Source organism: Sphingobacterium sp. N143 (assembly GCF_030325625.1).
Classification (GTDB): Bacteria; Bacteroidota; Bacteroidia; order Sphingobacteriales; family Sphingobacteriaceae; genus Sphingobacterium.
Genome location: NZ_JACAIS010000012.1, coordinates 110,246 through 124,386, shown reverse-complemented (window position 1 = coordinate 124,386; position 14,141 = coordinate 110,246). Strand labels below are relative to the sequence as shown.

The window sequence follows — 14,141 nt, the reverse complement described above, 5'->3', positions numbered from 1 at the left end:
TTTTATTATTGAATTATTCTAAGTTTTGCAAATTTAAGCAACAATTGTTTCTGTCCCAACTCTTTAAAGAAAATAGTTGCTTTTATATCTCCTTTGTTTCCTTCGAGATTGACAACTTTTCCAAATCCAAAGCGTTCATGTTCAACTTCCATGCCGACTTGAAGGTTTGACGTATCTGAAGGAGCAAAACCCGCAGTAGGCTTGTGGGCTTTCGGCAGTATTGAGGTTGTTTTAACCTTTGGCTTCGGTTTTGAAAACACATCGTCACCACCTTTCTGTTGCCAAGTGATCCGTTCTCCCTGAAACCCTCCAGTCGAGGCTGAAGTCTGCCGTGGTTTAAAATCCAAGGCCAGACAGGCGGGATTCAATTCATCCAAAAAACGACTGGGTTCACAATTATTCAACGTTCCCCAACGATATCGCGAAGTAGCATACGAAAGTAGTAATTTTTTTTCAGCTCTGGTAACCGCGACGTAAAAAAGTCTTCGTTCTTCTTCCAACTCGGACCTGGAATTCAGTGACAACTGAGATGGAAATAGGTTTTCTTCCAAACCAACGATAAAAACAATCGGGAATTCCAAACCTTTGGAAGAGTGTATGGTCATCAACGAAACAGTATCTGCATTGGGATCTTTATCGTTGTCATCATTGGTCAATAATGCAATATCCTGCATGTAGACATCGAGGCCACGATCTTCAATATCTTCCCGCTCTGAAAACTCTTTGATACCATTGAGCAGTTCCTGGATATTTTCATAACGTGCCAACCCTTCCACGGATTTGTCCTCATAGAGCTCCTTCAATATCCCACAATGTTGTGCGATATGCATGGCCGTATCAAAGGCATTGTTATTTTTGGCCAAAGCCTGAAAGCTCTGTATCATCTGCCCAAAACCGCCGACGGAGCTTGCACTGCGGCCATCCAAAAAATGGGCTGCATTTGCCACAACATCCCAGATACGATATTGATTTTGATCTGCAGCGATCATAATTTTTTCAATGGTGGTATCTCCAATGCCCCGACGTGGATAATTGATCACACGCTTTAATGCTTCTTCATCATTAGGATTGAAAGTAAGCCTAAAATAAGCAATCAGATCTTTGATCTCTTTCCGTTGGTAGAAAGAAGTGCCCCCATAAATTTTATAAGGTATATTGATCTTGCGCAATGCTTCCTCCATCGCTCTGGACTGGGCATTGGTCCGATAGAGGATGGCAAAGTCTTTATAATTAAGTCCTTTTAATGATTTTTCCTCTACAATCAGATCTGCAACAATCTTTCCTTCCTCATTATCGGAAAAAGCACGGGAAACTTTAATTTTCTCCCCTTCTTCATTATCTGAAAAAACATTCTTTTCCAATTGATTCTGATTATTGGCGATCACTGAGTTTGCCGCATTAACGATCATTTTGGTTGATCTATAATTTTGTTCCAGTTTGAAGATTTTCACATCCGGATAATCTTTTTGGAAGTTCAATATATTTTGAATATTGGCACCACGGAAAGCATATATCGACTGAGCATCATCACCAACGACACAAATATTCTCATTGACAGCAGCCAGTCGTTTGACTATTAGATACTGGGAAAAGTTGGTATCCTGATACTCATCCACCATCAAATAACGGAATTGATGCTGATATTTGTGCAGCACCTCGGGATGTTTATTCAAGAGAACGTTTGTTTTGAATAAAAGATCATCAAAATCCATAGCTCCAGCACGATAGCAACGTTGCGCATAGGTCATATAGATTTGTCCCAATTGGCCACGACCATTGGAAATATCCTCGGCCAATATCGCCTCATTCTTATTATATTCTTGTGGTGATATCAGATTATTCTTGGCTTGAGAAATTCGGCCATAAACATGATTCACATTATAGAGCTTATCATCCAGGTTCATTTCCTTAAGGATGGTACGCAGTAAGCTTTTGGTGTCATCGGTATCATAGATTGTAAAGTTTCTGGGATAGCCTATTAACTCGGCCTCGACCCGGAGTATTTTTGCGAAAACGGAGTGGAAAGTTCCCATCCAAATGTTTTTCGCCTCTCTTCCTACAACAGACATGATACGCTCTCGCATTTCTTTGGCTGCTTTATTGGTAAATGTCAATACCAAGATATTGAATGGATCGACACCTTTTTGAATCAAGTGTGCTACACGATAAGTAATCACCCGTGTTTTTCCTGAACCGGCTCCTGCAACAATCATGACAGGACCTTCTGTTTGCTCTACGGCTCCTCGTTGTGAAGGGTTTAAACCCGCTAAATAATCCAAATTAACTCCTTAAATTTTAAAACCTCAGAATAGGGTATAAAAGTACAAATTTCCTCCCGATCACTGTGGAAATCGTGCCAATATTTTTGCACAAAAAAATCCGACGATGTAAATTCGTCGGATTATTATTGTATTCACTTGTGTTTAACCTCTGCTATTATAGTTTGGAGCTTCTTTTGTGATCGAGATATTATGTGGGTGAGACTCTCTCAACCCTGCTCCTGTAATCCGGACAAATTGTGCTTCCTGCAATTTTTCGATCGTTGCAGCACCGCAATAGCCCATTGAAGCACGCAATCCCCCGATATACTGGTACACGACTTCTGCCAATGTGCCTTTGTAAGGAACACGTCCAACAATACCTTCTGGGACCAATTTTTTGATATCGTCTTCCACATCCTGGAAATAACGGTCCTTAGACCCCTTTTCCATCGCTTCGATAGAGCCCATACCACGGTATGATTTAAATTTACGGCCTTCGTAAATAATAGTCTCTCCGGGCGCTTCCTCTACTCCGGCAAATAAAGACCCAGCCATAATGGTGCTTGCTCCTGCAGCAATGGCTTTGGCGATATCCCCTGTTTGTTTGATACCACCATCGGCGATCAAAGGTACTCCAGTTCCTTTTAGCGCTTTGGCAACTTCATATACAGCATAAAGCTGTGGAACACCGACACCTGCAATAATACGTGTCGTACAGATGGAACCTGGACCTATACCTACTTTAACCGCATCTGCGCCTGCTTCAGCCAAGGCCTTTGCCGCAGCACCAGTAGCGATATTCCCGACAATCACCTGTAATTCAGGAAACTTGGATTTCACCAGTTTCAATTTATCAATAACACCTTTGGAATGCCCATGTGCCGTATCAATGGTCACCACGTCCACGCCTGCTTTTACTAAAGCTTCAACACGGTCTAATGTATCGGGTGTAACACCTACAGCAGCACCGACCAACAGACGTCCATGGCTATCTTTCGCTGCATTTGGATAATGCTTATATTTTTGAATATCTTTAAACGTAATCAGGCCTTTTAGAATTCCCTCATTATTGACTACCGGAAGTTTCTCTATTTTTTCATTCTGAAGAATTTCTTCTGCTTTCACCAAATCTGTACCTTCCGGTGCAACCACAAGATTGTCTTTGGTCATCAGCTCATTAATCGGACGGCGCATATCTTTTTGGAAACGTAGATCGCGGTTGGTTACGATACCTACCAATTGGCCTCTTTCATTTACTACTGGAATTCCGCCAATTTTATGTTCTTTCATGATATTGAACGCATCCCCCACCGTAGCAGTTGCTAGCAGTGTCACGGGGTCCTGGATCATCCCACTTTCAGAACGCTTTACTTTGCGTACCTCGGCTGCCTGTTCTGCAATAGTCATGTTCTTATGTAACATACCAATACCGCCAGCTTGCGCGATAGCGATAGCCAAATCTGCACCAGTTACCGTATCCATTGCCGCAGAAACCAATGGAATATTTAATTTGATTTTTTTAGTCAGTGAGGTGCTCGTATCAACGTCGCGAGGCAAAATTTCAGAATAAGCTGGAATTAATAAGACGTCATCGTAAGTGAGACCTTCTGCTACGAATTTTTGTGGATCTAATTGCATGGCAAATATGTATTGGGTTTTCTATTTGCCAGGCAAATTTAAGAAAAATAAGCAATAATAAAAAATAAAATATACAAATTACAATCTATAGACAAATTAGAAAAGTTATGAATTAAGCAAAAATAAGGAGAAACTCCTGTATTTATTGTTTTTTGGCAAGCTATTTGCTTTCGGTAACACGAAAAGTAATTTTAATTAATGAAAATTTAAAGATAAGATAATTATGAAAAAGACTTTACTATCATTAGCTGCTGTAGCAGCATTAGCATTTGGTGCACAAGAGGCAAAAGCTCAATCTCCACAACGTGCTGCAATCGGTGTTGTTTTTGACGGTACAGGTGGTGATCTTTGGGGGGTTCAATACAAACAATCTATGGGCGGAGCCAACAATGGTCAAGCACAGGTAATGTTTGATGACAATGTCGTTGCAGTTGGTGCTGACTGGCAACATGCGAGACCTTTCCGTGGTGTAAATGGTTTAGGCTGGTATGCTGGTGTGGGTGCACAATTGACATTTGTTGACGCTGGCGACAACATCACACTTGTAGGTCTAAGACCTCAATTGGGTTTAGAATTTAAAATTCCTGCTGCTCCGATCGGATTCCATGCAGACTGGAAACCAGACTGGAGATTGAACCACAACAGTGATTTTGATGCTTCTACATTCTCATTCGGTATCAAATACACATTGAGATAATTAAGATAACAACTAAACAGTGAAAAGGCCTTGCTCAAATTTGAGTAAGGCTTTTTTTGTAAAATAAATCGATTAAATATTTCTTTTTTTCAGCAATTCTTCTAATTTTATGCCTTTGACCTAATTGGCATAAATAAAGCTTTTCATTCTACAAAAATTTTATACCTTTGCCATTCTTGGTAAAATGTGATTAAACAAGAACTAATTATCAATTACATAAACAGTATTTAACATTAAAATTAATACAATTAATAACAGACGATGCAAGGTAAAGGGCTGATTAAACTTTTAGTGATAGTGGTGTCATTAGCGTGTCTATACTCCCTGTCATTTACTTGGGTGACCCGCAAGGTGGAGCGAGATGCTGAGAATTTTGCCAAAGGAGACTTGGCTAAAGAAAAAAGTTATCTGGACTCCATGGCTGGTGAAGTAGTATACAATTTGGGTTTTGCGAAATATACCTATCGGGAAGCAAAAGCAAATGAACTGGCTTTGGGATTGGATTTAAAAGGTGGTATGAACGTTACCATGGAGATCTCGTTGGATGAATTGATTCGCAATCTGGCGAATAATCCAAAGGACGAAAAATTCAACAAAGCACTGGAGCAAGCTGTCGCAAAGAGCAAAACCAGTCAAAAGACGGTCGTAGCTTTATTTATGGAAGAATACAAGTCCATCGGAGCTTCCACCCCACTTTCCACATTCTTTTCGACAAAGGACAACGCTTCTTTAATTAAACCAGGTGATTCGGATTCCAAAGTAGAATTATTCCTACAAAAAGAAGCCGACAATGCCATCCAAAATTCATATAAAGTACTGCGTACGCGTATTGACAAATTTGGGGTTGCATCACCTAACATTCAGATTCAACAGGGAACGAACCGGATCTTGATCGAGTTGCCTGGTGTAAAGGATGAAAGTCGTGTGCGTAACTTATTGCAAGGCTCAGCGAAACTCGAGTTCTACGAGACCTACACAAACCAAGATGTCTATCCATTACTCGAAAATATTGACAGAACCTTAGCTGCCACCATAAAAACAACTGCGGCAACGACAACGGCTACTGCAGATACAAGCAAAAAATCGGATGATCTGTTATCCAGTCTAACAGGAGGCCAAAAAGATGCCAAATCTCAAAAAGATAGTGCCGCACTTAATCTAGGCCAAAAAAATCCATTATTTGAGGTATTGCGCCCAGCCGTATATATGGGTGAAAATCAACAAATGGCCCTGATGCCTGGTGCCATGGTTGGTATGGCTGCTTTAAAAGATACTGCAAAAGTAAATGCTTATTTGCAACGTCCAGAAGTAAAATCAATTCTCCCTGGAAACCTAAAGCTTTTATGGGCTGTAAAACCTGAACAAAAAACACCAGAACAGCTTTCATTATATGCCATCAAAGCAGTCGGTCAGGACAATGGTTCGGTATTGACTGGAGATGTCATCACCGATGCCACGGCCAACTTTGATGAAAAAAATCAACCAGTCGTAGGTATGCAAATGAACAGTGAAGGTGCCCGCGAATGGAAAAAAATCACTGCAAAAGCAGCTCAGAATAGAGACGCGATTGCGATTGTCCTTGACAATGTGGTTTATTCAGCACCTTCTGTGAACGGTGAAATACCTAATGGTAGCTCATCTATCTCTGGTTCATTTACAGTTGAAGACACAAAAGATTTGGCCAATGTATTGAAAGCGGGACGCCTTCCAACTACGGCCAAAATTGTAGAAGAAGCCATTGTAGGTCCTACATTAGGACAAGCAGCCATTGATGCCGGTATTAACTCGGCAGTAATCGGTATCATTGTCGTGATGATCTTTATGATCGCGTACTACAACACTGCGGGTATCGTAGCCAACATCGCCGTATTACTAAACGTATTTATTATCATGGGGGTATTAGCATCACTTAATGCAGTACTCACCCTTCCAGGTATCGCTGGTATCGTATTGACCATGGGTACCGCAGTCGATGCAAACGTACTTATTTACGAACGTATCCGGGAGGAACTCGGTTTAGGAAAATCAATCCGTCAAGCAGTTGCCGATGGTTACAAGCATGCCTTGCCTTCCATCTTAGATTCGCAGATCACAACATTCTTGATCGGTATCATCTTATTCTTGTTTGGTAGTGGACCGATCTTGGGTTTTGCGACAACATTGATGGTTGGTATTATCACTTCATTGTTCACCGCAATCCTTGTAACACGCGTGATCATTGAATGGATGCTGGAAAAAGACATCAAGATCAAAGTGTCTTTCCCTTGGTCTGCAAATACCTTGCACAATGCTAACTTCAAATTCGTTCAAAAGCGTAAGGTATTCTATGCCATATCGGTTGTTGCAGTGTTAGTTTCTGCGGCTTCTATTTTCACAAAAGGGTTCAGCTTAGGTGTGGATTTCCAAGGAGGACGTACCTATACTATTCGTTATGATAAACCTGTAGATTTGGAAGCTGTACGTTCAAGCCTGGATGATATCTTCCAGAAAACAACAGAGGTAAAAGTATTTGGCGCATCGAACCAACTTCGGGTGACAACTACGTATCATATCGAGGAAACTTCCGATACAGCTGATAAAGAGGTATTGGATAAATTGAACCAAGGACTATCAAAAGTAGATGCCTCCAACAAACATGAGATTCTTTCTTCTCAAAAAGTTGGTCCGAGCATTGCTTCGGATATCAAATCAAGAGCAACGAGCTCAGCAATCTTCTCCATCATTATTGTTGCAGCTTATATTTTGATCCGTTTCCGCAAATGGGAATATTCTGTAGGTGCTGCCATCGCAACCATTCACGATGCGATTATCTTATTGGGACTATTCTCGATATTGGATGGTATTGTACCTTTCTCACTCGATATTGACCAGCACTTCGTTGCTGCAATCTTAACCGTAATTGCCTACTCGGTGAATGACACAGTGGTTGTATTTGACCGTCTACGGGAATTCGTTTCTAAACCGAATGCGCATAATCAGGACCTCGGAGAAGTAGTCAATCATGCGATCAATTCTACCTTGAGCAGGACGATCATTACATCATTGACCATCGTGTTCGTACTTGCCGTGCTGTTCATCTTCGGAGGTGAAGTAATCCGCGGATTTTCATTTGCGATCTTGATCGGTGTTATCGTCGGTACTTATTCTTCAATTATCCTGGCCGCCCCTTCTGTATACGACTTACGTAAAGGAAAACATTTGGCGCAAGGTAACGCTACTAAAAAAGCGGAAGTAGTAAGACCATAACAAGTCTAAAAACATAATAAAAAAGGCGTTCAGATTGGACGCCTTTTTTATTACATTCAAATTACTTGTCACACTAAATATTTTAAATATATTTGTCATACTAAATATTTGTATGCTAAACGAAAAATTTGACCGCTATTCCTTTATCTTGGACCAGACAGCCAGGAAAGTAAAGCAGTTTGCCCAGTCTTCCTTTGCAGAAAAGGGGTTTGACATCACGGTAGACCAGTGGACTGTCTTAAAAGCTTTATATGAAACAGCGCAGCTTTCGCAGAAAGAATTGGCCAAAAGATGCGGAAAAGACCAACCCACCTTGACGCGTATCGTAGATATTCTGCTCAAAAAAAATCTAGCCGAACGTATCACTGACGTAGCAGACCGCCGGAGCTTATACTTGCACCTGACACAAGAAGGTAAACTTAAAGTGGAATCGCTCTCCCCTTTGGTGGTGGAAATCCGAATGAAAGCTTGGGAAAATCTGACCGATAGCGATTTTGAAGATTTTACAAGGATTCTGAATACAATTTATAACAACTTAAATGTACAATCACTATGATAAGTACCGACATCTGTATCATCGGAGCTGGACCTGTGGGTCTGTTTGCTGTTTTCGAAGCTGGGCTTTTAAAAATGAGGTGCCATCTGATTGATGTTTTACCGCAAGTCGGCGGTCAATTATCAGAGATCTATCCGCACAAACCGATTTACGATATACCGGGATACCCCAGTATTACCGCACAGGAGCTTATTGACAATCAACTTGAGCAGATCAGACCTTTTGCCCCAACCTTTACTTTGGGTGAACGTGTAGAGCATATCGAAAAACAAGCGGATGGTTCCTTTATCCTGAGCACAAACGACAATACCACCGTGCATGCACAGGTTATTGTCATTGCCGGTGGACTGGGCTGTTTCGAACCCCGTAAACCCGAAATCCCTAATCTTCATCTATTTGAGGGGAAGGGCGTGGATTATATAGTCAAAGATCCTGCAAAATACCATGATAAAAGCGTTGTTATCGCTGGAGGAGGTGATTCGGCACTAGACTGGACATTCCATTTGGCCGATATCGCACAGCATGTGACATTGATCCATCGCAGCGATTCCTTCCGGGGGGCTCCGGATTCAGCCGACAAAGTCTTTCAGCTGGCACAACAGGGTAAAATCAACCTATTGCTCTCTCACCATCTGACGAATATCCATGGCAATGATACCTTATCAGCTGTTGAAACCATCAATAAAGCAAAAGAAACTGTGGCTGTCCGAGCGGATTATTTCATTCCTTTATATGGACTGACTCCGAAACTTGGCCCGATTGCCGACTGGGGATTAAATATTGACAAAAGTGCCATTGAAGTCAATACATTTGATTATTCAACCAATATAGAACGTATTTATGCCATCGGTGACATCAATACTTATCCAGGTAAGCTCAAACTCATCCTCTGTGGCTATCATGAGGCTGCGCTGATGTGCCAAAGTGCTTTCAAATACGTTTATCCGGATCAAAAGCTCTCATTTAAATATACAACCGTTAACGGTATCAATACTTTTTAGCCATGGAAGACTATAATATTCAAGTAACCGTAGTAGATCGTGATGGCACGGAAAATACACTTACCGTACCTACAGATGTCAACTTATCGTTGATGGAGATCCTCAAGGCCTCTGACTATGAAATATTAGCCACCTGTGGCGGGATGGCCTTATGTGCGACCTGTCATATAGAAGTTATTGCGGGGCTCGATCAGCTTACGGCGGCAAGTGATCAAGAACTAGATATGCTGGACACCCTTCCAAATGCAGATGAACAGAGCAGGCTCGCCTGTCAATTACATCTTCAGCCCCAAAACAATGGGATGAAAATCAAGATCAAAGGGGCTTTGCAATAGGTCTTTCATTGTGTACAAAATACACAATGAAAGACCTCTATATTCAAATTATTCAGTCAGCTTCATAATGTACATAATACACTAAGAACCAAAACACTACCTCATTTTGATCGGGGTAAATTGACCCATAAACAATAAAATTCACAAATAATCGATGTAATAAATAAATATTTTTTAGTTTTTTGGTTCAAAATTTAAGATATTTGCAGCTTAATTCGATTGTACCGAATTTTTACAACAAACTATTAAAAATATGCCAAGCAATAGTTCAAATAGGAAATTCCCAAGAGTAATCATTATTGGTGCTGGATTTGGAGGAATTGAAGTTGCTAAAAAGCTTAAAAATAAAGAGGTTGAAGTTCTCCTGCTGGACAGGAATAACTTCCACACTTTTCAGCCATTGATGTACCAGGTTGCTACGGGTACCCTTTCGGCGGACTCCATCTCTTTTCCTGTCCGCAAGATGTTTAAAAATCAGGATAACTTCCATTTTAGACTTGCAGACGTAAAAAGTGTGGACAATGAAGCTAAAGTTGTCCGGACGGACGTTGGCGATTTTGAATACGATTATTTAGTTGTTGCTACCGGCGCCACGACAAATTTCTTCGGCAACCAGCAGATTACGAAATATGCGCTGCCGATGAAAAATATTCAAGAAGCACTCCACATCCGCAGTTACGTTCTTCAAAACCTGGAGGAAGCTGTACGGATAGAGAACCCGGCAGACCGTAAACCTAACATGAACTTTGTCATCGTAGGTGGTGGTCCTACCGGTGTTGAGCTTTCTGGTGCGATTGCCGAGATCAAGAACAATGTGTTAGAGAAAGACTATCCAGAACTCAAAAAATCTGAGATGTCAGTTTACCTGGTTGAAGGATTACCTAAAGTCTTGGCAAACCTCTCTGAAAAATCTTCCAGAGATTCTGAAAAATATTTAAAAGATCTGGGTGTTGAAGTACTGTTGAATGTGCAAGTGACGGGTTATGATGGCAACACGATCACTTTCGCCGATGGCAGGAGCATTGAGACCAAAACAGTTATCTGGGGTGCCGGCGTTGCTGGTCAGTATCCGGATGGTTTCAAGAAAGAAATCATCCAGCGTGGCAACCGGATTCAAACAGACGATCAATGCCGCGTGATTGATATGTCTGCCGTGTATGCTATTGGTGATGTATCCGCATTTATCACAGATGATCTTCCTCGTGGCCTACCGGGTGTTGCCCCCGTAGCGCAACAACAAGGAGCATATGTGGCGAAACATATTCTTCAAACCATGTCCAATCAGCCGACGGAGAAATTCAGCTATTTCGATAAGGGATCGATGGCTACTGTCGGACGCAATAAGGCTGTCGTAGATATGGGCAAAATTCATTTCAATGGATTCTTTGGATGGATGACCTGGATGTTCGTTCACCTAATGTCCATCTACGGATTCAGAAACAAATTGGTCACCTTTGTCAACTGGACCGTCAAATTCTTCACCAAAAATAGTGGGGTGCGCCTGATTTTTCATAAATATGATGAACCGGTCCCTGAAGAAGAAAGCAAAACGGTATAATTATTTTGTCCAATACATCGAAAAGACATCACTATGTTTTTTTCATACACCTCATAAAAAACCCCTGGCATTCCATACCCAGGTTTTTTTTATGAGGTGAAAATTAAAGCTGCAAACCGAACCCAAAAGTAGACAGGCCACCGATTGATAATTTCGGATCTGAAGCGATCTTTCGATTCTGGCACGAAAGTATTTTCATAAAAATAAGTTGGCATACAGGTAAGAATTATAGATTATATTCGTTAAATTTAAAGACAGTTTTTTCCAGTTAGAATTTACTTTCAGAATATAGTTTTTTTTGATGTTGAACCTCAAAAAGATTAATTTTTTTTGTGTAGGTTTGCATATTATTTTAAAATAGCTTAAGGATTAGCAAATGGGCTTATTTAATTGGTTTACGCAAGAAGTTGCGATTGACTTGGGTACTGCAAACACCCTAATAATTCATAATGACAAAGTAGTAGTGGACGAACCTTCTATTGTTGCATTTGACCGCACCACGAACAAGGTGATTGCCATTGGTCGTCAGGCCATGCAAATGGAAGGTAAAACACACGACAATATAAAAACAGTACGCCCTTTACGTGATGGTGTAATTGCTGATTTTACGGCTGCAGAGCACCTGATCAGAGGAATGGTAAAATTGGTCAATAATGGCAAGAGCTGGTTTTTCCCTTCTCTCCGTATGGTTGTCTGTATCCCTTCTGGTATTACGGAAGTAGAAAAGAGGGCCGTACGTGATTCTGCTGAAATTGCAGGAGCTAAGGAAGTATATCTTATTCATGAGCCCATGGCTGCTGCTGTAGGTATCGGCATTGATGTAGAAGAACCGATGGGGAATATGATCATCGATATCGGTGGGGGTACGACCGAAATCGCCGTCATCGCCTTATCTGGGATCGTATGTGACCAATCTATCCGGGTGGCTGGAGATAATTTTGATTCTGATATTGTTCAATATATCCGTAGACAGCACAATATCATGATCGGGGAACGTACCGCTGAGAAAATCAAAATTGAAGTTGGTGCTGCCCTGCCAGAACTACAGGAGCCACCTGCAGATTTTGCTGTTCAAGGCCGTGATTTGATGACTGGCGTTCCTAAACAAATTACCGTTTCTTATACAGAAATTGCCCATTGCTTGGATAAATCCATTTCGAAAATTGAAGAAGCTATTTTGAAGGCTCTTGAGATCACACCTCCAGAATTATCGGCTGATATTTATCAAACAGGAATTTATCTTACTGGTGGCGGTGCATTATTACGTGGATTGGATCGCCGTATTCAGGCGAAGACTAAACTTCCAGTGCATATTGCCGAAGATCCACTCCGTGCGGTAGTGAGAGGAACGGGTACTGCTCTTAAGAATATTGGCCGATTCAAATTCTTGATGCAATAATTAACGTTCAATAATTAAACAATATTTTATTAAAGAGCGATATAATATGCAAAACTATTATATCGCTTGCTTATTAAATACCTGCTATAACAATGAGAAACCTCTGGTTATTCCTAAGACGATATAATGCATTCTTTTGGTTTATCCTATTTTTTGGATTCTCATTATTTTTGATTATTACCAACAACTCATACCAGCGCAGCGCTGTGCTCAACTCATCCAATCGCGTTATCGGCAGTCTTTATGCCAAAGTCAATTCCTGGAAAAGCTATCTGCACTTGGGGGAGACGAATGAAGCTTTAGCGAAAGAAAATGCGCAGCTGCGGAAGGATCTACAGGATTACAAATCAACTGACAGTATAAAAATTGCTCCTTTACCCGCCATCGACAGTAGTGAATTTGGACGTTATCAATTCATTATTGCTACGGTGATCAATAACAGTATCCATCAAAAAGCCAATACCATTACACTGGATAAGGGCAGTAATGATGGTATTGAGAAAGGCATGGGAGTCATTGCCCCCAATGGAGTTGTAGGTATTGTCTTAAATGTCTCACCCCACTTTTCAACTGTACAGTCCTTATTGCATCCGGATACCCGCATCTCAGTAACCTTGGGGCACACTGAGGTTTTCGGATCATTAATCTGGGGCAACAATATCGATTATCGTGCTGGCATGGTTAAGGAAATCCCAAATCATGTCAAAGTAAATAAAGGGGATAAAGTGTATACTTCGGGATATTCGGGGCATTTTCCAAAAGGTATTTTTGTGGGAACAATCATTCAGACGGGTATCTCCTCCGGAGATGCATTCCTGGATCTTAGAATTCTTTTAAGTACAAATTTCTCCAACTTACAGCATGTTTATGTCGTGAAGGATCAATTAAGCAATGAATTAAAAACACTGGAAGAATCGACGAAGGACAATGGCTAGAATTTTAATTTTTAATATTATTCGATTTATCGTTTTGATTGGAATGCAGGTGTTTTTATTCCAAAATATAGGCTATTATAACCTTGCTGCCGCATTTCCCTATATCCTGATTATTTTCCTTCTTCCGACCGCTACGCCCAATTTTATGGTTTACCTCATAGCCTTTCTGACAGGGCTAACAGTAGATGCTTTTTATGATACCCTTGGCGTAAATACAGCCGCCTGTGTGGCCCTGGCCGCTTTCCGGATTTTCTTCATGAAAATCACACTTGAGGTCGAAGAACGTGAATCTTTGCTGACCCCCATGTTGGGATTGATGAATGTACGCTGGTTTTTTTCTTATATCTTTTTTGGGGCATTAATCCATCATGCATTCTTGTACCTATTAGAATCATTCTCCTTCCAACACATTCAATATACACTGCTCAGTATTGTTTTAAGTTGTATATTTACAGTAATTATCATGCTATTATTTAGCATATTATTCTACAAAAAGAAAGATCGGTTGTAGTGAT

The 14,141-nt window shown here is 40.9% G+C and carries 11 protein-coding genes; 9 read left to right on the top strand and 2 right to left on the bottom strand.

The annotated features are described in order from the left end of the window. Positions 1-5 precede the first annotated feature (5 nt). The gene (locus HX021_RS20505; protein ID WP_286592472.1) at positions 6-2,279 is read right to left on the bottom strand and encodes an ATP-dependent helicase; all 2,274 of its coding nucleotides are present in this window, start codon (positions 2,277-2,279) and stop codon (positions 6-8) included. A 144-nt stretch (positions 2,280-2,423) separates the two neighbouring features. Beyond that, positions 2,424-3,899, bottom strand: a complete 1,476-nt coding sequence (gene guaB, locus HX021_RS20500; protein WP_286592471.1) for an IMP dehydrogenase — start codon at positions 3,897-3,899, stop codon at positions 2,424-2,426. Between the two features lie 223 nt (positions 3,900-4,122). On the opposite strand from guaB, the gene HX021_RS20495 reads away from it, so the two are divergent. The 9 genes from HX021_RS20495 (at position 4,123) to HX021_RS20455 (ending at position 14,137) form a co-directional block, all read left to right on the top strand. Next, a complete protein-coding gene (locus HX021_RS20495; protein ID WP_286592470.1) occupies positions 4,123-4,596 on the top strand; it encodes a hypothetical protein in 474 nt (157 codons plus the stop codon). Positions 4,597-4,857: 261 nt separating this feature from the next. After that, positions 4,858-7,842, top strand: a complete 2,985-nt coding sequence (gene secDF, locus HX021_RS20490; RefSeq protein WP_286592469.1) for a protein translocase subunit SecDF — start codon at positions 4,858-4,860, stop codon at positions 7,840-7,842. A 112-nt stretch (positions 7,843-7,954) separates the two neighbouring features. Continuing rightward, on the top strand, positions 7,955-8,398 hold the full coding sequence (locus tag HX021_RS20485; RefSeq protein ID WP_286592468.1) for a MarR family winged helix-turn-helix transcriptional regulator: 444 nt from the start codon (positions 7,955-7,957) through the stop codon (positions 8,396-8,398). Continuing rightward, complete coding sequence (locus HX021_RS20480; protein ID WP_286592467.1) at positions 8,395-9,399, top strand: NAD(P)/FAD-dependent oxidoreductase; 1,005 nt, start codon at positions 8,395-8,397, stop codon at positions 9,397-9,399. Before HX021_RS20485 ends, HX021_RS20480 begins: the two co-directional genes overlap by 4 nt. A gap of 2 nt (positions 9,400-9,401) precedes the next feature. Beyond that, entirely contained in the window at positions 9,402-9,734 is a 333-nt protein-coding gene (locus HX021_RS20475) for a 2Fe-2S iron-sulfur cluster-binding protein (protein WP_286592466.1), read from the top strand. A 253-nt stretch (positions 9,735-9,987) separates the two neighbouring features. Continuing rightward, positions 9,988-11,292, top strand: a complete 1,305-nt coding sequence (locus HX021_RS20470) for an NAD(P)/FAD-dependent oxidoreductase (protein WP_286592465.1) — start codon at positions 9,988-9,990, stop codon at positions 11,290-11,292. A gap of 376 nt (positions 11,293-11,668) precedes the next feature. Then, positions 11,669-12,691 carry a rod shape-determining protein gene (locus HX021_RS20465; RefSeq protein ID WP_286592464.1) on the top strand — a complete coding sequence of 341 codons (1,023 nt, stop codon included), beginning with the start codon at positions 11,669-11,671 and terminating at the stop codon, positions 12,689-12,691. Between the two features lie 92 nt (positions 12,692-12,783). After that, a complete protein-coding gene (gene mreC / locus HX021_RS20460; RefSeq protein ID WP_286592463.1) occupies positions 12,784-13,626 on the top strand; it encodes a rod shape-determining protein MreC in 843 nt (280 codons plus the stop codon). After that, positions 13,619-14,137 (top strand): rod shape-determining protein MreD, encoded by a 519-nt coding sequence (locus HX021_RS20455; protein WP_286592462.1) that lies wholly within the window; start codon positions 13,619-13,621, stop codon positions 14,135-14,137. The genes mreC and HX021_RS20455 overlap by 8 nt, the downstream gene beginning before the upstream one ends. The last annotated feature ends 4 nt before the right edge of the window (positions 14,138-14,141 follow it).